Below are 20,785 nucleotides of genomic sequence, written 5' to 3'. Positions count from 1 at the left end.
GCTGGCGCCGGCCTTGCAACATCAGCCGGCCTGCGGCGCCTCCTGCCGCATCAGGCTGGCGCGCACCTGATCGATGCGCAGGCCGTCGCGGCGGGTGACCTCGAAGCGCCAATCGCGCCACTCGATCGCGTCCCCTGCTTCGGGGATCCGGCCGCCGGCGCGCAGCAGGCAGCCCGCCAGCGTGGCATCCGGGTACTCCTCGGCCAGGTCCGGCGCGTCCAGCAGGCGCGCGGCTTCCGCAACGGCCAGGCGGCCTTCCAGCAGCCAGGTTCCGTCCGCCAGCTGCAAGGCTTCGGGCTGGTCTTCCTGATGCTCGGGCAGGTCGCCCGCGACGGCGGTCAGCACGTCCATGGGCGTGATCAGGCCTTCGCACACGCCGTGCTCGTCGACCACGATCAGCATGTGCTCGCGCGAACCGCGCAGCTCATCCAGCACCTTGAGCACCGGCATGGTTTCCATCACATAGCGCGGTTCGCGCGCCAGCTCCACCAGATCGATCGGGCCAGGGTTCTGCAACAGCGGCAATACGTCCTTGAAGTGCAGCACGCCCAACACATTGGACGGATCGCCCGCGCAAAGCGGCAGGCGCGAGTGGCCGCTGCCGAACTTGCGCACGATGATCTCCGGCGTATCGGCCACGTCCAGCCAGACCATGTCGCCGCGCGCCACCATGATGGAACGCACGTCCCGCCCGCCGATCGACAGCACGCGTTCGATCATGGTGCTTTCCTCGGGCGCGAAGGCCGGTTCGCCGTCCGCGCCGTCGACCAGCGCGGCCACCTCGTCGGCCTGGCCGGCGGCCTGTCCCGCACGGCCGGCGCGCAGCAGGCGCAGCACGGCCTGCGCGGTGCGCTGGCGGCGGCCCAGGGCGTGCGTGCCTTTGACGCGGTTGCGGCGCGCCAGCTGATTGAACAGCTCGATCAGGATCGAGAAGCCGATCGCGGCGTACAGATAACCCTTGGGCACGTGGAAGCCCAGGCCTTCCGCCACCAGGCTGAAGCCGATCATCAGCAGCAGGCCCAGGCACAGGATCACCACCGTCGGGTGGCGGCCCACGAAAGCCATCAGCGGGCGGCTGGCCAGCATCATCACGGCCATGGCCACGATCACCGCGATCATCATGATGCTGAGGTCCTGCACCATGCCCACGGCGGTAATCACCGAGTCCAGCGAGAACACCGCATCCAGCACCACGATCTGCAGGATCACCTGCCAGAACACGGCATGCTGCGGCTTCTGGCCTTGCTCGTGGCCGGCGCTGCCTTCCACGCGCTCATGCAGCTCCATGGTGCCCTTGAAGAGCAGGAACAGGCCGCCCAGGATCAGGATCAGGTCGCGTCCGGAGATCTCCGCGCCCAGCAGCGTGAACATGGGTTCGGTCAGCGTGACCACCCACGCGATGCTCGCCAACAGGCCCAGGCGCATCACCATCGCCAGCGTCAGGCCGATCAGGCGCGCGCGGTTGCGCTGCTCGGGCGGCAGCTTGTCGGCCAGGATGGCGATGAACACCAGGTTGTCGATACCCAGCACAATTTCAAGCACGACCAGGGTCGCCAGGCCCAGCCAGGCGGTGGGGTCGGACATCCAATCGAAAATCATCGAGGTTCCATGCAAATCGGGACCGGGCGCCATGCGGCGCCGGCCAGGATCAAGGGGAATGCGCCGCGGATGCGGGCATGAGGCTCAGTGCGGGCGCGAACGGCCCCAAGGACGGCCGGCGGAGCGCGACCGCCCAGGCGCGGCGTGGCCGCGGCGGCGAACATGGAGTCGGCTTGCGGGCTGCGCGCCCGGGCCGTGGCGGGAAGATGGGGCATCGGGCGCCGGCTTGCTTGCGGCGCCCTGCTAGGGGGTGGGTCTTCAGTCATAGATGGCGGACGGCTCAGGCTGCCGGGGCAGCAAACGGATAGAGCGCCCGCCTTGCTCTCTTTCTTACGGGAAACTGAATACTACATGAATCCGTTCTCTCCCGCATCCGACGAAGCCCAGGCAGGCCATGCCGCGGACGCCCTTCTTTCGCGGCATTTTTACTGGTGTTTACCCTAGGTCGGCGATATACTGCGGGCACCTTCAACTCACCAGAGATCAATGTGGACAACGACGGATGTAGTCGGAACACGACTGCAAGCGCCGCTTGACGCAGGATCCGCGGAAATAGTCCGCGCCGGTCCTGTCTGACAGCCAGGACCCGGCTCTTCGGTACCCGACACGGGACCGCCAGCCCTCTCCCCTACTGCTTGCCGACGCGATGCGTTGCGCCTTGTTGCGCGCGCCTGCGCACCGGCCTGGCGGCGCATGCATGTGGACCTGCCACCGTACTCCCCGCTAAGGAGACGATCATGCGTATCAAGCAATTCCTGCCCTTCCTGGACCGGAGCGGCGCGGCCGCGCCCATGGCGGCCGCGTCCAAGACGGCCCCTACCACCTATCAATTCACCATCGTGAGCCTGGGCGACACGCTCAACGCGCTGCGCAAGCAGCTCTACTACGAACTGCGCGACCTGGACTTGCGCGTGCTGGCGGTGCGGATTTCGCGCGCCGAATCGGACCAGCTCGCATCCACCGTCGTCACGCTGCATTGCCCGCCGCATCTGCGCAATCTGTTGGGCGCGGTGGCCTTGCGGCTGGGCCAGAGCCCGGACGTGCGCCGGGTGCACTGGGAATGCGAGTCCGGCGCGGCCATTGCCGTGCTGCCCGCCTGACGCCAACTCGCGGCCAGGAGGCTGTCATGAAAGATCCGTACAAAACCCTGATGATTGCGCGCGTCGTCCTGCTGGCGCTGATCTGGCTGGCGGGACTGCTGCTGGTCCTGGCGTCGGTCTGGCGCCTGCCCTGAGCCCGCCCGCGCCCATCCATAACATGCTGAAGAAGAGAGAAGAAGATGAAGAACTTCGAAAACATCCAATTCATCACGCTGGCCAATACCCTGGTCAGCCTGCTGACCGCGTTCGTGCTGGGCTCGGTGGTCGGCTTTGAGCGCCAGTTCCGCCAACGCACGGCCGGCCTGCGCACCAATGTGCTGGTGGCGGTGGGCGCCGCCATCTTCGTGGACCTGGCGTTCCGAGTGGGCGGCGCCGATGGCGGCTCGCGCGTCATTTCCTACGTGGTCTCGGGCGTGGGCTTCCTGGGCGCCGGCGCCATCATGCGCGAAGGCGGCAGCATCCGCGGCCTGAACACCGCCGCCACGTTGTGGGGCTCCGCCGCCATCGGCGCCTGCGCGGGCGCATCGTTGATCCTGGAAGCGGTTGCCGCCACCGCCTTCGTGCTGGCGGCGAACACCTTGCTGCGTCCGGTGGTCAGCTACGTCAACCGCCAGCCGGTCGACTCGCAGACCACCGAAGTCACGACCGTGATACATGTAATCGCGAACGTGGAGCAGCGGCAGGCGGCCATGACGGTGCTGGAAGAAGTGCTCGAAACCGAACAGCTGCCCCTGTCCGAACTGAAGATCGACCAGTTCGGCGAGAACGAAGTCGAAATCGAGGCGGCGTTGAGCGAGGCCTCGGTCGACGAGCTGGACCTGGACCGCGTGACCGCCAGCATCGCGGCCTCGCCCGCCGTGCGCACTGCCTTCTGGGCCGCCCGCACCGTGTAGCGCTGCCCGCCTGGCGCAACGCCGCCGAGGCCGGATCAGGGCGCCGCCCCGGCAGTTACGCCTCTTTACGTTTTGGGAACGCGGATTGCTCCGCTGTCCGGATCGACCCATCCGGAGCGTCCATGCCCTCCTTCCGCTACATCGATGCCACCACGCTGACCGTGCTGACCGTGAACACGCACAAGGGTTTCACCAGCTTCAACCGCCGCTTCATGCTGCACGAACTGCGCGAAGCCTTGCGGATGGCGAGTCCCGACATCGTGTTCCTGCAGGAAGTGCTGGGAGAACACCAGGGGCACGCCGAACGGCATCAGGCCTGGCCTGCCCTGTCCCAGTACGAATTCCTGGCGGACTCGCTGTGGACCGATTTCGCCTACGGCCGCAACGCGGTCTACCCGGCGGGACACCATGGCAATGCGCTCCTGTCGAGATATCCCATCGAACGCCACGAAAACCATGACGTCACCGTGCATGGGCATGAGGGCCGCGGACTCCTGCACTGCGTGCTGCGGGTGCCCTCGCTGGATACGCCGGTGCATGCGATATGCGTGCACCTGGGCCTGCTGGAAGGCCACCGGGGCAAGCAGTTGCGCCGCCTGTGCGAACTGGTGGCGCAAGGCGTGCCCGCCAGCGAACCGCTGCTGATCGCAGGCGACTTCAACGACTGGCGCCTGCGCGCCGACTCGCTGATGCGGGATTGCGGCACGCGCGAGGTCTACACGTCGCGCCTGGGCCGCCCCGCCCGCACGTTTCCCGCGCGCTGGCCCTTGTTGCGGCTGGACCGCATCTACGTGCGCAACGTCCGGGACTGGCAGCCGGTGCCGCTGGCCTCGCGGATCTGGTCGCGCCTGTCCGACCATGTGCCGATCTGCGCGGAGATCGCGCTATGAACCTGCGCTGGCGCGAGAACAACCGCTACACGCTGCTGGAGAATGGCACCGGGTATTTTCCGGCCGTGCTCGATGCGATTGCCGCGGCGCGCGGCGAAGTGCTGGTGGAAACCTTCATCCTGTTCGACGACGCCGTGGGGCAGGAGTTCCAGCGCGCCCTGATCGCCGCCGCCCATCGCGGCGTCAGCGTGGACCTGACGGTGGACGGCTATGGCTCGGACGAGCTGGACGGCGCCTTCGTCGGCGCCATGACCGAAAGCGGCATCCGTGTGCATGTATTCGATCCGCGTCCGCGCTTGCTCGGCGTGCGCACCAATGTGTTCAGGCGCATGCACCGCAAGATCGTGGCGGTCGACCGCCGGGTCGCCTTTGTCGGGGGTATCAATCTTTCCGCCGACCACCTGCCCGACTACGGGCCGCAAGCCAAGCAGGACTATGCGGTGCGGCTGGAAGGCCCGCTGGCCGCGGACGTCGCGGACTTCGCGCGCGAGGCGCTAGCGGTGGACGCGTGGACCCGCAAGCGGCGGCGGCCGGCGCGCATGGATCCCATGCCGGAAGGCGACGGCGGCGGCCGCCTGGTGGTGCGCGACAACATCGAGCATCAGACGGACATCGAACGCTACTACCGGGCCGGCGTGCGCGCCGCGCGCGAGGACGTGCTGATCGCCAACGCCTATTTCTTCCCCGGATATCAGTTGCTGCACGACCTGGCCAACGCCGCCCGTCGCGGCGTGCGCGTGCGGCTGCTGCTGCAAGGCGAACCCGATGTGCTGGTCGCCCGCCTGGCGGCGTCCATGCTGTATGACTACCTGATCGATGCGGGCGTGGAGATCTACGAGTACTGCAAGCGCCCGCTGCACGGCAAGGTTGCCTGCGTGGACCGAGACTGGAGCACCATCGGATCCAGCAATCTGGACCCGCTCAGCCTGGCGCTCAATCTGGAAGCCAACGTGGTGGCGCGCGACGCCGGTTTGAACGCCGCGCTGCGCCGCAGCCTTGACCGGCTCATCGAACAGGATTGCCGGCGCATCGAGCTGCCCGAGGGGTCCAGGCGGCGCTTGCGGCGGCTGTGGATCGGCGTGGTGGTATTCCATTTCCTGCGGCGCTTTCCCGCCTGGGCCGGCAGCCTGCCCGCGCACAAGCCCCGCCTGAAGTCGCTGCCTATCCAGGCGCAACAGGAGTCGGCATGAGAGTGTTCCGCTCCACGTTGACGCGCGCGTGGAGGCACCGCTGGCCGCGGGTCAAGCGTGCCTTGCCGGTGATCGTGTTGGCGTTGGTGGCGGCGCTGCTGTACTACTTCGGCCGCTCGGTAGACTGGGCGCAGGTCTGGATCGCCATGCGCAGGATACCGCCGGGGACCATAGCCGCTGCCGCCGCACTGGTCGTGGCGGGCTACCTGACCTACGGCGGCATGGATCTCCTGAGCAAGCGCTACACCCGGCATACCCTGCCCTGGCCCAAGGTGTTGGGCGTGGCCATGATGAGCTATGCCCTGAATCTGAACCTGGGCGTGCTGCTCGGCGGCCTGGGCGCGCGCCTCAGGCTGTACGCGCGGCTGGGCTGCCGCAAGTCGGTGGCGACGCGCGTCACGCTGTTTTCGGCAGTGTCGAACTGGATAGGCTACGCGTGGATCGCGGGCGCGCTGTTCGCGGCGGGCGCGGTGTCCGTGCCGCAGGGTTGGGCCATCGGGTCACACCTGCTGCGTGCACTCGGCGTCGCGTTGCTGTTGCTGGCGGCAGGCTACGTGGCTGTGTGCGCACGGGCGAAGCGGCGCACCTGGACCTGGATGGGACAGCATGCGGTGCTGCCCGGCGCCGGCATGGCGGTGGCGCAAAGCGTGGTCGCGGGCCTGTCGTGGGCCATCATGGGGGCCATCATCTATCTGCTGCTGCAAGGCAAGGCCAGCTATTTTGCGGTGCTCGGCATCCTGCTTTGCGCCAGCTTCGCGGCCCTGGTCATCCGCGTGCCGGGCGGACTGGGCACCACGGAAGCCATCTTTGTGGCCACGCTCGCGCCCGGGATCCCTGCTGCCGAGGTGCTGGGCGCGGCGCTGGCCTACCGGGCGCTCTATGCGTTCGCGCCCTTGTTCCTGGCCCTGGCGGCCTTTGCCGCGTTGGAGGTGAAACTGAGGCACAGGCGCGCGCAACCGGAAGTTGAGCCCAGGCCGGCTGCGGCTGACAGGCGCCGCAACGACGCCGGCCACTCGTTCAAGGCTTAGGCGTGAGCAGGTCCGACAAGGCGTTGCCCAGTTCCTTCACGGCGCCGGTAACGCCTTCGGCCGCACCTTCGGCGCCCACGCCGATCGCATGGCTGAAGCCCTGGGCCACCTGGGCGGTAAAGCCGCGCGCGACGGAGAACTTGGGATTGTCGAGGTCGCCTGCCAGGGAAAAATCGAAACGCAGCGTGCCGCTCTGGTCCTTCAGCGCCGCCAGCACCGCCTTGCGCGGCAGTGAAAACAGGTCGCCGTTGCCGCCGAAGCGCAAGCCTCGCAGGGCCACGGTGCCCGTGGCCTGCAGCCGTCGCTTGGTGATGGCGGTGCGCATGTCCAGGTCCATGGCGCCCGCGGCCAAGGACGTGGCGCCGTTGTCGGCCAGGTACGGCGCGGCATGCTGGATGTCCATGTTGCGCACCGCCACCTTGATGTCGGCATCCGTGCCGCCCAGCACCAGCCAACCCTGCGCGCGCACCGTGGCGGCCCCGTTGCGGTTGCCTTCGACATTGCCGGAGAATTCCATCTCGCTGCGCGAGCCGTCGCCGGGGATGGTCAGCGGACGCAGACTCGCCTCGACGCCCGAAAACGGGATCCTATGCGCGGGCCGCGAGACTGCGGCGTCCTCGAAATCCAGCCGGCCGTCGCGCAGTATCAATTCCGCGATGCGGATAGGCGTGTTGCGGCGCGGCTGGCCGTCGCCACCTTCGCCCGCCCGCATCGAGGCCTGCAACGCGGGCGCAATGTCCATATCGCCATTGGCCCGGCGCACCACGGTGAAGTCGAAGCCTTCGATGATGACGGTCTTGAAGACCGTCTCATGGCGCAGGAAGGCAGACCAGTCCGGCTCCAGGATCACGTGCCGCGCGCGGGCTCCTGCCTGGCCCGTGCCGCCGGATATCGTCACGTCCTTGAGGATCACCTGCCGATAGCCGATGTCGACCTGCCCCACCTCGCCGCGCGGACCCAGCATGTTGGCGATGCGCTGCTCGGCGATGCGCAAGGCGGCGAACGCCAGCACGACGCCCACCGCCGCAACCAGGGTCACGACCGCCAGGGCTTTCCCCCATGGCGATTTGCGGCGTGGCGCGGTTGGGTCGAGATTCATCGTGGATTCCGGTGTTGCGGCGCAATCCGAGCATGGTCCTGGAAACGCCCCGCCCTATCAATGGGCAAAAAGGATTAGGCGCTCAGCGGCGTTTATGGTCGGCCATGAGGCACACGCCCGCCAGCACGCCGATCAGCGCCGCGCCCGCCAGGCTCTTCCAGGCGTTTTCATGGACGTACTCGTCGGCGGCATGGGAAGCATGCCGGGCGCGCTCCCAGGCCGCACGCTCCCAGCCCTTGGCGTGCTCGCGCGCGGCTTCGAGCTGCTGCTTGAGGCTGTCGCGCGCAGCTTCGATCTCGGAACCGCTATAGCTCGCGGTGCTGCGCAAGAGCGCCTCGGTGCCAGCGATCAGTTCGCGCACCGTGCGCGTGTTGTTGTCGGCGGGTTGAATCATGTCCCGCAATCCGTGGTGCTTGTTCATACGTGCTCCTTGTGAAAAAACGTGTGCGGCAGAAGGCCGCGGTTCCTCAAAGCCTGTCGATCCCTGGCGTCTGCTGGGGATCCAGTCCGGGCATGGGGTTGGGCAGGCTGTCGGGCGGCCAACGGCCGTGCCGGTCGGTCTCGTGCCGGCCTGGGTCGGGGGTGGGCTGTTCGGCGGGATGCTGCTGCGGACCCGGCGGTTTGGGGTCCGCGGGCCGGGAGGGTCCGGAAGGTCTGGTCTTGGTCTTGGTCATGGCATGCTCCTGAACGACAGAATGCGATCGATGCGGCCGCGGCCTCATCCCGCCCACCATTGCTTGATGGTCGCGCGCAAGGCCGCGCCTGCCGCGCCGCCCTCTTCCTTGCGCAGCGCCTGGAAGTACGCGGCCACCTGCTTGGCCGGAATGTGCGGCGGCAAGGGTGGCACCTCGGGGTCGGTCACCATTTCCAGCACGACCGGACGGGTCGCCGCCAGGGCTTGATCCCAGGCGTCTCCCACGGCGTCCGGGCTGTCCACCCGTATGCCTTCCAGGCCTAGCAGGCGGCCATACTCCGCGTACGAAAACCGGGGCAGCCATTGCGAATCCGCGAACCTGGGGTCGCCTCCCATGACGCGCTGCTCCCAGGTGACCAGATTGAGGTCGCCGTTGTTCAGGACCATGACGATCAAGGTCGGGTTGGCCCAGTCCTTCCAGCGGTGGGCGATGGTGATCAGCTCGTTCATGCCCAGCATCTGCATGGCGCCGTCTCCGACCAGCGCAATGACGGGCCGCTGCGGATGCGCCAGCTTGGCGGCAAGCGCGTAAGGCACGCCGCAGCCCATGGTGGCCAGGCCACCCGATACCGAGCCCATCATTCCCTCGCGCATGGCGATGTCGCGCGCATACCAGTTCGCCGCCGAGCCCGAGTCGCAGGTCAGGATGCTGCGCGGCGGCAGCCGTTTGGACAGTTCCAGGAAGGGACGTTGCGGATTCAGCGGCCGGGCCTGCACCATTGCGCGCGCCTCCACGGTTTCGTGCCAGCGCGCGACCTTGCCCTCGATGCGTTCGCGCCAGCGGCGCGCGGTCTTGGGCTGCAACAAGGGAATCAGGGCCTGCAGGGTCAACCGGCTGTCGCCGACCAAGCCAAGTTCAACGGGATAGCGCAGGCTGAGCTTGCGGCCGTCCAGATCGATCTGCACCGCCCTCGCCTGTCCTGGCGGCGGCAGGAATTCCGAGTACGGAAACGACGTGCCCACCATCAGCAGGGTGTCGCACTCGTTCATCATGTCCCAGCTGGGCTGCGTGCCCAACAATCCGATGCAGCCCGTGACGTACGGCAGGCTGTCGGGTACCGCCGCCTTGCCCAGCAGCGCCTTGGCCACGCCGGCGCCCAGCAGTTCAGCGGTCTGGCGCACTTCCGCGCCGGCCTGCAACGCGCCCGCCCCGACCAGCATGGCGACCCGTTCGCCGCGATTGAGGATGTCTGCGGCATTGCGCAAGGCGGCCTCGCCCGGCACGCCGGCATGCGAGGTCAAGCCTATGCCCGTCGGCACGGTCCCATGTTCGCGGGCGGGCGTCTTCACCGCCGGCAAATCCTGCACATCGTTTGGAAAAATGACGCAGGTCACGCTGCGCCGCTCCAGGGCGATGCGCATGGTGCGGTCGATCATGTGGCGCGCCTGTTCGGCGGTCGCGGCCATCTGCACGTAATCGTGCGCCACGTCCTTGAACAGGCTGATCAGGTCGACTTCCTGCTGGTAGTCGCCGCCCAGGGCGCTGCGGGCCTGCTGGCCGACCAGGGCCACGACGGGCTGATGGTCCAGCTTGGCGTCGTACAGGCCATTCAGCAGATGGATGGCGCCGGGACCGGAGGTCGCCAGGCAGACCCCGGCCTGCCCGGTGAACTTTGCGTGGGCGCAGGCCATGAACGCCGCGGCTTCTTCGTGGCGGGCCTGGACGAACTCCAACGGCTCACGGGTGCGGCCGAAGGCGCCGATCAGGCCGTTGATACCGTCTCCGGGGTAGCCGTAGATCCTTCTGACCCCCCATTGCGACAGCCGTTCCAACACAAAGTCCGCCACAGTCTTCATTCGATGCTCCGCGTTTTCCCGCAATTCGACAGAACGCCCAGACCAGCAATTACCGTTCCCGGCCGTGTCCGCCTGCGCCGGTGCCGGCGCAGGCACGGCGCTTGCGGATGAAAGCCCCAGCGGCGGACGCGCTCGACGATCCGCCTGAACGGGAGTTGGCATGACAAAGATTCGAACCCTGGTAGTGGCGGGTGAAGCGTTTCCCCTGGCCAAGACGGGCGGCCTGGGGGACGCCATCACGGGCATGGCGCGCGGGCTGTGCGAAGCCGGCGTGCCCGTGACGGTGCTGCTTCCGGCCTACCGCGGCGTGCGCCAGCGGCTGGAGCGCTTGCGGGTGGTGGCGCCACTGCACAATCTGCCGGGAGGGGAAGCCCGGCTCCTCGCCGGGCATTGCGCCCAGTCGGGGCTGGACTTCCTGCTGCTCGAGAACGACGCGCTTTATGACCGGCCTGGCATCTATCTGGACGAAAACAGTTGCGAGCACGCCGACAATGCGCTGCGCTACGCGGCGCTGGCCCATGCGGCGGTGCGCGTAGCGGGCGGCTTGCCCGGCATCGCGCGGCCGCAATTGCTGCATGCGCACGACTGGCACGCCGGACTCGTGCCGCTGCTGCTGCGGGAATACGGCCCGGGCGACGTCAAAAGCATCATGACCATCCACAACCTGGCGTTCCAGGGACAGTTCCCGATGGAATGCGCCGCCTCCCTGGGCATACCTGAACGCTACCGCAACGACGAAGCCGCCGGCGCCTGGGGCCGCTTGAATTTCCTCAAGGCCGGTATTCGCTACGCCGACCGCGTCACCACCGTCAGCCATACCTATGCCCGGGAAATCCTGACGCCCGCCTTTGGCTGCGGACTGGAGGGACTGCTGCGGCGGCGCGCCGCGGATCTGGTGGCCATCCCCAACGGCATCGACAACATGGTGTGGAATCCGGTGCGCGATCCGCATCTGGGCTCATTGCGGTTTTCGGCGCGCGACCTGGGCCGCAAGGCGCGCAGCAAGGCGGCCCTGCAGCGGGAGTTCGGCTTGCATGAGGATGCCGAAGCCGTGCTCCTGGCGATGGGCAGCCGCCTGACGGAACAGAAGATGGCGGACGTCGCCGCGCAGGCCTTGCCCGAGGCGCTGGATCGCCACCCGCGCCTGCAGGTCGCGATCCTCGGCCAGGGCGACCGCCGCCTGGAAGAAGCTCTCAAACGACTGTGCGCGCGCTTTCCCGGGCGTTGCTCCACCCGCATCGGCTATGACGAGGCGGTGGCCCACCGGCTGCACGCGGGCTCCGACATGCTGCTGCACGGCAGCCGCTTCGAGCCCTTCGGCCTGACGCCGCTGTATGCAATGCGCTACGGATCCATCCCGATAGGTTCGCGGGTGGGCGGCATGGCCGATACGATCGACGATCCCGGGCCGCGCGCGCCGCTCTCGGCAATGGCCGGCGCCAATGGCTTGCTGTTCGACGGCGACGACCCCGCGGCCATGAATGCGGCCATCGCCCGCGCCCTGCGCCTGCGCGAGGACGCCATGCTCTGGCGCACCATGCAGCGCAATGCCATGAACGCGGATTTCAGCTGGCGCGCCGCCGCGGCGCCCTACGCCGAGCTTTATCGCGCGCTGGCCGATACCGACAGAAGGCCCCGCGTGCCGGCCGTGGCCGAGGTGGCTGCCCTACGCGCTGGCCAGCGTTCTGGCGGGCCTTTTCCCGCGCCCGCCGTCTAGGCGCCCCGACAGGAGGAACCGCAGGTGCCCACAGCCCCGCCAGCCCATCCGCACGCTCCCTTGCGCCTCTACCACGCCCGTGGCGGCGCAAGCGGGGACGCCTGCGCCCGTGGCGGTGAAATCGGGCCGCGCCTTTATTCACACTTGCGGCAACGCGGATTCAATGCCCTGCTGCTGCCGGCGCCCTGGCTGCAGGGGCCGGAAAGCGCCTCGCCCGCCCCGCTGGATGCCGACAGCGCGCAGCTGGCAGGCGGGCGCGTGCCCATGGCCGACTGGATCGAGCAGGCCGCGGGGCAGCTCGCCGAACACGGCCTGGCCCTGTACCTCGATATCGTCATGGACCGCTGCGCCATCGGCGCCGTAGCCGACACGGCTGGCCCCGGCTGGTATCAACCGCCAGCCGAAAACCCCGCGCGCGATCCGCGCATGAGCGCCGACGTGCGCGAGGCGCTGCACTTGCGTCCGGGGCCGCCGCCGCCGGGCTTTGTGGAGACCTGGAGCAAACGGCTGCGGCGCTGGTTCGAACGCGGCGTCGCAGGCTATGTCTTCCATGCGCCGCAATGCCTGCCGGCCCAGGACTGGGCGGCATTGGCGGCGGCGTTGCGCGGTCCGGATCGCGCCGCGCAACTGTTTGCCTGGGCGCAGGGACTGACGCCCGAGTCGCTGGCGGCCTTGCGCGGCGCGGGCCTGGACGGCCTGTGCTCGTCCTTGCCCTGGTGGGACTGCAAATCCGGCTGGCTGGCGGAGGAAGACCGCAGGCTGCGCGCCATTGCCCCCGTCGTTGCCGCGCCGCCGCGCGACGTCCCGGACAAGCGCGGCGCCTGGGCCGCGGCGCTATGCGCGGATGTCCTGATGTTCGATGGCGAGGACGATGCCCGGCTGCCCGACGTAGCCGCGGCCAATCGCTGGTTTGCGCAAGCCGGATTGCGCGGCCCGCTGCGTCTGGCCGGCGGGCGCGACGGCCACTGCACCATGCTGCTGCGCGAATGCGCGGCCGGCACCGCCGTCCTGGCGCTCAACCCGTCGGATACGGAGGAAGCAAGCGTGGATTGGGACGCGCTGGCGCCGCTGCTGCCGCCGGCCGATTTCCTGTCCGAAGGCGTGCCGGACGGCCTGGCGCCGCAAGGCAATGCCATTGCGCCCGCGGGCTGCGCCATGTATCTGCTCGAACCCACGCATCCCGTGCGCGAAGCTTCGCGGCATGTGGCGCGCCGCCAGGACGGCGCCGCCAGCCAGCGCATCGTGGTCGAGCAGGTCAGCCCCACCGTGGATGGCGGCGCCTTCCCCATCAAGAGCATCCCGCATGAGCGGATTCCGGTGCGCGCCGACATCTACATGGACGGCCATGAACTGTTGGCCGCCGAACTGCGCTGGCGCGCGGCCGACGAAAGTTCGTGGCGCGCAGCACCCTTCACGCGCGGCTTGAACGACCGCTGGGAAGCCTCGTTCCGTCCGCGCCGCATCGGGCCGCACGAGTTCGTGGTGCATGCCTGGCTGGACGCCTGGCAGACCTTCCGCCATGACTTCGAGGTGAAACACCAGGCCGGCGTGGACCTGCGGCTGGAAGTGGAGGAAGGCCTGCTGATGCTGCGCGCGGCGCTGGCGCGCGCCCGCAACGCCTCGCACCCCGGCGCCATGACGTTGCGCAACACGTTGCAGAGATTCGCCAAGGCCGCCGAAGACAAACCGGCCCCGCCCACACCGCAACAGATCGATGCACTGCTGGACGAGGATCTGGCCGGCACCATGCGCGAACTGGACGACCGCCCTTTCGAATACGTCAGCCCCGCACCCTATCCGGTCTGGGTGGATCGCGGCCAGGCCTGCCACGCCAGCTGGTATGAGCTGTTTCCGCGTTCGCAATCCGCGCTGCCCGGCCAGCATGGCACCTTCGACGACGTCATTGCGCGGCTGCCGGACGTGCGCGAGATGGGATTCGACGTGCTCTATCTCCCGCCCATCCATCCCATCGGGCAACGCAACCGCAAGGGACGCAACAATAGCCTGCGCGCCGAGCCCGGCGACGTGGGCAGTCCCTATGCCATCGGTTCTGCCGACGGCGGGCACGATGCGGTTGAACCGCTGCTGGGCGGGCTGGACGGCTTCCTGCGGCTGGTGGACGCGGCCCGCGCCCACGGCATGGAAGTGGCGCTGGACTTCGCGATCCAGTGCTCCCCGGACCATCCCTGGCTGGCGCGGCACGCGGACTGGTTCTCCTGGCGTCCGGACGGTTCGCTGCGCTATGCCGAGAATCCGCCGAAGAAGTACCAGGACATTGTCAATGTCGCCTTCTACGGCGCCGTCGCCCGCCGCGCGCGCAAGCTGACCCTGTGGCGCGGGCTGCGCGACGTGGTGCTGTTCTGGGTGCAGCATGGCGTGCGCACCTTCCGGGTCGACAACCCACATACCAAGCCGCTGCCGTTCTGGCAGTGGCTGATCGCGGAGGTCCACGCGCAGCATCCCGACGTGATCTTCCTGTCGGAAGCCTTTACCCGGCCCAAGATGATGTACAGGCTGGCGAAGATCGGCTTCACCCAGTCCTACACCTACTTCACCTGGCGCAATGACAAGGCGGAATTGGAGGCCTATCTGGAGGAAGTCTCCACGCCGCCCGCCGCCGATTTCTTCCGGCCGCACTTCTTCGTCAACACGCCGGACATCAACCCCTACTTCCTGCAGTCCTCGGGCCGCCCGGGCTTTCTGATACGCGCTGCGCTGGCGGCGCTGGGGTCCGGCCTGTGGGGCATGTACAGCGGCTTCGAACTGTGCGAGTCGGCCGCCTTGCCGGGCAAGGAGGAGTACCTGGACTCCGAGAAGTACGAGTTGCGCCAGCGCGACTGGTTTGCGCCGGGCAACATCCGCGCGGAGATCACCCGCCTGAACCAGATCCGGCGCGCCAACCCGGCCCTGCAGAGCCATCGGGGCCTGACCCTGGCGAATAGCGGCAACGACCGCGTGCTGGCGTTCTGCAAGTCCACGCCAGGCCGCGGCAATTTCATCCTCGCGGTCATCAGCCTGGATCCCTTCCAGCCGCAGACGGCGCGCATCGAGGCGCCATTCTGGCTGTTCGGCGAGGCCGACACGGGCCGGCTGATCGCAGAAGACCTGCTGGCTGAACGCAGCGAGCCATGGCAGGGGCAGATCCGCGAACTGACGCTGCATCCCGATCAACCCTATCGCGTGTGGCGCTTGTCGCTGCATGGATGACGCCGCGCGCCCATTGCCATGATCAGTGAAACCCAACCTCTCCAGGACGACGGCCTTTGGTACAAGGATGCGGTCATCTATCAGCTGCACGTCAAGTCATTCTTCGACTCGAACGGCGACGGCGTGGGCGATCTGCCCGGCCTGATCTCCAAGCTGGACTACATCTCCAGCCTGGGGGTCAACACGATCTGGCTGCTGCCCTTCTATCCGTCGCCGCGCCGCGACGACGGCTATGACATCGCCGACTACCGTGGGGTGCATGCGGATTACGGCACCGTGGCCGACGTGAGGAAGCTGATCCGCGCGGCCCATGCCCGTGGCCTGCGCGTCATCACCGAACTGGTGGTCAACCATACTTCCGATCAGCACCCCTGGTTCCGCCGCGCGCGGGCGGCCAAACCCGGATCGGCCGCGCGCAACTTCTACGTCTGGTCGGACAACGACAAGGCCTATGCGGGTACGCGCGTCATCTTCTGCGACACCGAGAAATCCAACTGGACCTGGGACCCCGAGGCCGGCGCCTATTTCTGGCACCGCTTCTACTCGCACCAGCCCGACCTGAACTACGACAATCCGCAAGTGCTCAAGGAAGTGCTGGCCGTGATGCGCTATTGGCTGGACATGGGCATGGACGGCTTGCGCCTGGACGCGGTGCCGTACCTGGTCGAACGTGAAGGCACCAACAACGAAAACCTGCCCGAAACGCACGAGGTGCTCAAGCGCATCCGGGCCGTGATCGACGCCGAGTATCCCAACCGGCTGCTGCTGGCCGAGGCCAACCAGTGGCCGGAGGACGCGCAGGAATACTTCGGCGCCGGCGACGAATGCCATATGTCCTTCCATTTCCCGCTGATGCCGCGCATGTACATGGCGATCGCGCAGGAGGACCGCTTCCCCATCATCGACATCATGCGCCAGACGCCCGACATTCCCGCGTCCTGCCAATGGGCGATCTTCCTGCGCAACCATGATGAGCTGACGCTGGAAATGGTCACCAGCCGCGAACGCGACTATCTGTGGAACGTGTACGCGGCGGACCCGCGCGCCCGCATCAACCTGGGCATCCGGCGCAGGCTGGCGCCGCTGCTGGAACGCGACCGGCGCAGGGTCGAGCTGATGAACAGCCTGCTGCTGTCCATGCCGGGCACGCCCGTGCTGTACTACGGCGACGAGCTGGGCATGGGCGACAACGTGCACCTGGGCGACCGCGACGGCGTGCGCACGCCGATGCAATGGTCGCCCGACCGCAACGGCGGCTTCTCGCGCGCCGACCCCGAACAGCTGCCGCTACCGGTGCTCATGGGCCCGCTGTACGGCTATGAAGCGGTGAACGTGGAGGCGCAACAGCGCGATCCGCATTCCCTGTTGAACTGGACCCGGCGCCTGCTGGCGCAGCGCCGACAAAGCCATGCGTTCGGACGCGGCGCCTTGCGCTTCATCTTCGCGGGCAACCGGAAGATCCTGGCCTATCTGCGCCAATGGCAGGACACCACCATCCTGTGCGTGGCCAACCTGTCCAACGCCGCGCAGCCGGTGGAACTGCAACTGCAGGAGTTCAACGGCCGCGTGCCGGTGGAAATGCTGGGCGGCACGCCGTTCCCCGCGGTAGGCGAGCTGCCCTACCTCCTGACCCTGCCGCCTTACGCCTTTTATTGGCTGGACCTGAGCAACCAGGCTGCCCCGCCCGACTGGCATGCCAGCACGCCCGAACAGATGCCGGAGCTGACCACCCTGGTGCTGCGCGCGCATGGCGGCGCGGCCTTGACGGACGCGTCCCGCGCCACGCTGGAGCGAGAAGTGCTGCCCCAGTACCTGGCGCGCCAGCGCTGGTATCCGGGCAAGCAGCCGCCGGCGCGCGCACGTCTTGCCTACGCCACGCCGTTCACCGGCGCGGATGGCGAGTACTACTGGGCCGAGGTCGAGCCCGAAGACGGCGTCGACGGCCTGCGCGCGCAGGCGCCTTTCGTGCTGGTCTGGGACGAGGCCGCCGCCGTGCAGTATGCGATCGCCCGGGTGCGGCGCGGCGCGGAAGTCGGCGTGCTGGCGGACGCTTTCCTGCAGCCCGGCTTCGTGCGCACGGTCGTTCAGGCCATGCAGCAGGGCCGCGAGCTCGACGGCCGCAGCGGCGGCAAGCCCGGCGACAAGCCGGGGGTCATCCGCTTCCTGCCCGAAGCAGGCCTGGCCGACCTGGAGGTCGCCGGGGACGGCGAACTGCAATGGCTGACAGGAGAACAGTCCAACAGCTCGGTCGTTGTCGATGGCAAGCTGATACTGAAGCTGATCCGCGCCGTCCAGCCCGGCGGATCGCCCGAGTTGGAGATGACCCGCTACCTGACGCGTGCCGGCTACGCCAACATGCCGGCGCTGCTGGGCGAGGTGCAACGGGAGGACGCCGACGGCGTGGTCCATACGCTGGCGGTGGCGCACCGCTATGTCGCCAACGAGGGCGACGCCTGGAACTGGACGCTGGATCTGCTCAAGCGCACGCTGGACAATGCGCTGCTGGTGAACCAGAGCCCTGACGAGTTCGCCCAGGACCTGCAAGGCTACGCCGCAATGGCCGCCACCATGGGCGAGCGCCTGGCGCAGATGCACAACCTGTTGTCGCAGGCCACCGACGACCCCGCGTTCCAGCCGCGCGCTGCCCGCCAGGCGGATGCCGATGCGCACGCGCGGCACGTCCAGGGCCTGCTGGAACGCGCGGAAAAGAACTTGCGCGCGCAACTCGGCGAACTGGAGGCCCCTTCGCGCGCTTGCGCCGAATGGTACTTCGAGCACCGCTCCCGGCTGGCGGCGCGCGTGGCGGCGATGGCGCAGACCGAGACCGGCGCCTTGCGCCTGCGCGTGCACGGCGACTTCCATCTTGGGCAGGTGCTGGTGGCGCAGGCGGACGCCTATCTGATCGACTTCGAGGGCGAACCCGTCAGCAGCGTGCAGGCGCGCCGCGCCCTTGCCTCGCCCTGCAGGGATGTGGCGGGCATGCTGCGTTCGTTCGACTATGCCGCCGCCTCGATCGCCCGCAGCGACATCATCGGCGGCGCGCCGACCGACGCCAATGCCGGCGCGGGCGAAACGCCGGGCGCGCCTGTCGCGCCAGCGGAACTGCGCGACCTGCTGTTGGCGCGCTTTCGCCAGACCGCCAGCCAGGCCTTCCTGCAAGGCTACCGCGATGCGCGCACCACGGCGCTTGTCCCGCCTGCGGCCGACGACGCGCTGCTGGCCCTGGCGCAACTGGAGAAGGCCGCCTATGAAGTGAGCTACGAGGCCGCGCATCGCCCCGACTGGATTTCGATACCGCTGTGCGCCCTGGTGGAGCTGGCGCGCAGCCTGCTGCTGTCGGCCGCGGTGGATGAGGAGGACGCGTCATCATGAGCCAGGACATGCCCGCAGGCGGCAGCCTCAGCGCCACCTCACCCGTCGAACTGGCTGCGCTGGCCTGCGGCCTGCACAGCGATCCGTATGCCTTCCTGGGGCCACACGAGGGAGAAGTGCGCGTGTATGTCCCCGGCGCGCGGGCTGTCGCTGCGCTGGACGGCGCCGGTGCGCGCATCCCCTTGCGCGAACAGGGCCAGGGACTGTTTCTTGGACGCGTTCCTCAAGCCCGCTCCGGCGACGGCGGCTCGTACCGTCTGGCGATCCAGTGGCCCGATGCCGAACAGATCACCGCCGACCCCTATGCCTTCGGCACCCTGCTGGAAGACGGCACGCTGGAGGAGCTGGCGCAAGGCGCATGGCGCAGCGTCGGCACAGCCCTGAGCGCGCGGCTGATGGAAATCGACGGCGTGGCAGGACTGCGCTGCGCGGTATGGGCGCCGAACGCCCAACGCGTGGCGGTGGTGGGCGATTTCAACGCCTGGGACAGCCGCCGGCACGGCATGCGGCTGCGGCACCGCGCCGGCGTTTGGGAGATCTTCATCCCGGGCGTGCAGGCCGGCGAACGCTACAAGTTCGCCATCACCGACCGCGCCGGCAATCAGCGCCTCAAGGCCGATCCGCTGGCGCGGCGCAGCGAAGCGCCGCCGGCCACGGCCTCGGTGGTGGAGGACGGCGCCGGCTATCCGTGGGAAGACCAGGCCTGGATGGCGCAACGGCGCTCGCGCCAATCCTCGGACGCGCCGCTGTCCATCTACGAAGTGCATGCGGGCTCCTGGCTGCCAGACGACCCGGACTCGCGCGCCTGCATCTGGGACCGGCTGGCCGACAAGCTGCCGGCCTACGCCCGCGCCATGGGCTTCAGCCATGTGGAGCTGCTGCCCGTCATGGAGCATCCCTTCGGCGGGTCCTGGGGTTACCAGCCGCTGGGCATGTTCGCGCCCGCGGCGCGCTATGGTCCGCCCGCCGCCTTCGCCCGTTTCGTCGACCGCTGCCACCACGCGGGCATCGGCGTGATCCTGGACTGGGTGCCGGCGCACTTCCCGGACGACGCGCACGGCCTGGCCCGCTTTGACGGCACCGCGCTGTACGAGTACGAGGATCCGCGCGAAGGCTATCACCCGGACTGGCACACCATGGTCTACAACCTGGGCCGCACGGAGGTGCAGGCTTTCATGATAGCCAGCGCGCTGCATTGGTTGCAGCGCTTCCATGTCGACGGCCTGAGGGTGGACGCGGTCGCGTCCATGCTCTACCGCGACTACAGCCGCCAGCCTGGCCAATGGATCCCCAACCGCTACGGCGGCCGCGAAAACCTGGAGGCGGTGCAGTTCCTGCAGGCGCTCAACGGCATCGTGCGACATGAAGTGCCGGACGCCATCATGATCGCCGAGGAATCGACGGCCTGGCCCGGCGTCACCGCGCCGGTCAGCGACGGCGGGCTGGGCTTTCACTACAAATGGAACATGGGCTGGATGCACGACACCTTGCGCTACCTGTCCGAGGACCCCGTGCACCGCAAGCATCACCACCATGACATCACCTTCAGCATGGTGTATGCGTACAGCGAGCGCTTCATCCTGCCTCTATCGCACGACGAGGTGGTGCACGGCAAGGGCTCGCTGCTGGCCAAGATGCCGGGCGACGCGGCCGCCAGGCTCGCCAACCTGCGCGCCTACCTCGGCTTCATGTGGGCCCATCCGGGCAAGAAGCTGCTCTTCATGGGCGGCGAAATGGCACAGCCCAGGGAATGGAACCATGACGTCCCGCTGGATTGGGACCTGCTGGACCGCCCCGGCCACCTGGGCATACAGCGGCTGGTTGCCGACCTGAATGGCCTGTACCGCGGAGTGCCGGCGCTGCATGCGCTGGATGCCGATCCGGCGGGCTTCGCCTGGACGATCCTGGACGACCGGGACAACAGCGTGGTCGCATTCATCCGCAGCGACGGCGTCCATCATGTGCTCGCGGTCGCCAATTTCACGCCGGTGGCGCGGCATGACTACCGCATCGGCGTGCCTCGGGCCGGCCGCTGGGCGGAAAGGCTGAATACCGACGCCACGCACTACGGCGGATCCGGCCAGGGCAACCAGGGCGGCGCCAGCACCGGCCTCAGCGCGTCCCATGGGCAGCCCCAGGCCTTGTCCTTGACCTTGCCGCCGCTGTCCACCCTGTTTCTGCTCTACGAAGGTTGAACGC

At 68.2% G+C, this 20,785-nt stretch carries 14 protein-coding genes; 9 read left to right on the top strand and 5 right to left on the bottom strand.

Going from position 1 to position 20,785, the window contains the following annotated elements:
• Positions 1 to 21: 21 nt before the first annotated feature.
• On the bottom strand, positions 22 to 1,599 hold the full coding sequence (locus tag IAG39_RS16195) for a TerC family protein (RefSeq protein ID WP_059376066.1): 1,578 nt from the start codon (positions 1,597 to 1,599) through the stop codon (positions 22 to 24).
• Positions 1,600 to 2,336: 737 nt separating this feature from the next.
• Between IAG39_RS16195 and IAG39_RS16190 the strand changes: the two genes are divergently transcribed.
• From IAG39_RS16190 to IAG39_RS16170, 5 genes are all read left to right on the top strand, one after another.
• On the top strand, positions 2,337 to 2,699 hold the full coding sequence (locus tag IAG39_RS16190; protein WP_118932419.1) for a hypothetical protein: 363 nt from the start codon (positions 2,337 to 2,339) through the stop codon (positions 2,697 to 2,699).
• Between the two features lie 179 nt (positions 2,700 to 2,878).
• Positions 2,879 to 3,592 (top strand): MgtC/SapB family protein, encoded by a 714-nt coding sequence (locus IAG39_RS16185; protein ID WP_059376061.1) that lies wholly within the window; start codon positions 2,879 to 2,881, stop codon positions 3,590 to 3,592.
• Between the two features lie 122 nt (positions 3,593 to 3,714).
• Positions 3,715 to 4,482, top strand: coding sequence for an endonuclease/exonuclease/phosphatase family protein (locus IAG39_RS16180; protein ID WP_118932420.1), 768 nt, complete (start codon positions 3,715 to 3,717; stop codon positions 4,480 to 4,482).
• A complete protein-coding gene (clsB, locus tag IAG39_RS16175; protein WP_118932421.1) occupies positions 4,479 to 5,672 on the top strand; it encodes a cardiolipin synthase ClsB in 1,194 nt (397 codons plus the stop codon). The genes IAG39_RS16180 and clsB overlap by 4 nt, the downstream gene beginning before the upstream one ends.
• Positions 5,669 to 6,700, top strand: a complete 1,032-nt coding sequence (locus tag IAG39_RS16170; protein ID WP_118932422.1) for a lysylphosphatidylglycerol synthase domain-containing protein — start codon at positions 5,669 to 5,671, stop codon at positions 6,698 to 6,700. Before clsB ends, IAG39_RS16170 begins: the two co-directional genes overlap by 4 nt.
• Here IAG39_RS16170 and IAG39_RS16165 read toward each other — a convergent pair.
• The 4 genes from IAG39_RS16165 to IAG39_RS16150 all read right to left on the bottom strand — a co-directional run bounded on the left by IAG39_RS16165 (position 6,690) and on the right by IAG39_RS16150 (position 10,290).
• A complete protein-coding gene (locus tag IAG39_RS16165; protein ID WP_059376051.1) occupies positions 6,690 to 7,799 on the bottom strand; it encodes a DUF748 domain-containing protein in 1,110 nt (369 codons plus the stop codon). The two genes, IAG39_RS16170 and IAG39_RS16165, sit on opposite strands and share 11 nt — an antisense overlap.
• An 82-nt stretch (positions 7,800 to 7,881) precedes the next feature.
• Complete coding sequence (locus IAG39_RS16160) at positions 7,882 to 8,220, bottom strand: YqjD family protein (RefSeq protein ID WP_118932423.1); 339 nt, start codon at positions 8,218 to 8,220, stop codon at positions 7,882 to 7,884.
• 46 nt (positions 8,221 to 8,266) lie between these two features.
• On the bottom strand, positions 8,267 to 8,473 hold the full coding sequence (locus tag IAG39_RS16155) for a hypothetical protein (RefSeq protein WP_118932424.1): 207 nt from the start codon (positions 8,471 to 8,473) through the stop codon (positions 8,267 to 8,269).
• A 44-nt stretch (positions 8,474 to 8,517) separates the two neighbouring features.
• Entirely contained in the window at positions 8,518 to 10,290 is a 1,773-nt protein-coding gene (locus IAG39_RS16150) for a thiamine pyrophosphate-requiring protein (RefSeq protein ID WP_118932425.1), read from the bottom strand.
• 160 nt (positions 10,291 to 10,450) lie between these two features.
• Here IAG39_RS16150 and glgA point away from each other — a divergent pair, with 160 nt between their 5' ends.
• The 4 genes from glgA to glgB are packed head-to-tail and all read left to right on the top strand — an operon-like array spanning position 10,451 to position 20,781.
• Complete coding sequence (glgA, locus tag IAG39_RS16145; RefSeq protein ID WP_118932426.1) at positions 10,451 to 12,007, top strand: glycogen synthase GlgA; 1,557 nt, start codon at positions 10,451 to 10,453, stop codon at positions 12,005 to 12,007.
• Between the two features lie 24 nt (positions 12,008 to 12,031).
• The gene (locus tag IAG39_RS16140; RefSeq protein ID WP_118932427.1) at positions 12,032 to 15,214 is read left to right on the top strand and encodes an alpha-1,4-glucan--maltose-1-phosphate maltosyltransferase; all 3,183 of its coding nucleotides are present in this window, start codon (positions 12,032 to 12,034) and stop codon (positions 15,212 to 15,214) included.
• Positions 15,215 to 15,232: 18 nt separating this feature from the next.
• Positions 15,233 to 18,586: a maltose alpha-D-glucosyltransferase gene (treS, locus tag IAG39_RS16135; protein WP_118932428.1), complete on the top strand. Its 3,354-nt coding sequence runs from the start codon at positions 15,233 to 15,235 to the stop codon at positions 18,584 to 18,586.
• Positions 18,583 to 20,781: a 1,4-alpha-glucan branching protein GlgB gene (glgB, locus tag IAG39_RS16130; RefSeq protein ID WP_118932429.1), complete on the top strand. Its 2,199-nt coding sequence runs from the start codon at positions 18,583 to 18,585 to the stop codon at positions 20,779 to 20,781. The genes treS and glgB overlap by 4 nt, the downstream gene beginning before the upstream one ends.
• The last annotated feature ends 4 nt before the right edge of the window (positions 20,782 to 20,785 follow it).

The sequence above is a fragment of the Achromobacter xylosoxidans genome, assembly GCF_014490035.1.
GTDB classification, from domain to species: domain Bacteria; phylum Pseudomonadota; class Gammaproteobacteria; order Burkholderiales; family Burkholderiaceae_B; genus Achromobacter; species Achromobacter bronchisepticus_A.
This window is presented reverse-complemented; position numbering and strand designations above follow the sequence as displayed.

Coding starts and splice junctions, on each gene's coding strand:
- IAG39_RS16195 (WP_059376066.1), bottom strand. CDS start 1,599: ATGATTTTCGATTGGATGTCCGACCCCACCGCCTGGCTGGGCCTGGCG.
- IAG39_RS16190 (WP_118932419.1), top strand. CDS start 2,337: ATGCGTATCAAGCAATTCCTGCCCTTCCTGGACCGGAGCGGCGCGGCC.
- IAG39_RS16185 (WP_059376061.1), top strand. CDS start 2,879: ATGAAGAACTTCGAAAACATCCAATTCATCACGCTGGCCAATACCCTG.
- IAG39_RS16180 (WP_118932420.1), top strand. CDS start 3,715: ATGCCCTCCTTCCGCTACATCGATGCCACCACGCTGACCGTGCTGACC.
- clsB (WP_118932421.1), top strand. CDS start 4,479: ATGAACCTGCGCTGGCGCGAGAACAACCGCTACACGCTGCTGGAGAAT.
- IAG39_RS16170 (WP_118932422.1), top strand. CDS start 5,669: ATGAGAGTGTTCCGCTCCACGTTGACGCGCGCGTGGAGGCACCGCTGG.
- IAG39_RS16165 (WP_059376051.1), bottom strand. CDS start 7,799: ATGAATCTCGACCCAACCGCGCCACGCCGCAAATCGCCATGGGGGAAA.
- IAG39_RS16160 (WP_118932423.1), bottom strand. CDS start 8,220: ATGAACAAGCACCACGGATTGCGGGACATGATTCAACCCGCCGACAAC.
- IAG39_RS16155 (WP_118932424.1), bottom strand. CDS start 8,473: ATGACCAAGACCAAGACCAGACCTTCCGGACCCTCCCGGCCCGCGGAC.
- IAG39_RS16150 (WP_118932425.1), bottom strand. CDS start 10,290: ATGAAGACTGTGGCGGACTTTGTGTTGGAACGGCTGTCGCAATGGGGG.
- glgA (WP_118932426.1), top strand. CDS start 10,451: ATGACAAAGATTCGAACCCTGGTAGTGGCGGGTGAAGCGTTTCCCCTG.
- treS (WP_118932428.1), top strand. CDS start 15,233: ATGATCAGTGAAACCCAACCTCTCCAGGACGACGGCCTTTGGTACAAG.
- glgB (WP_118932429.1), top strand. CDS start 18,583: ATGAGCCAGGACATGCCCGCAGGCGGCAGCCTCAGCGCCACCTCACCC.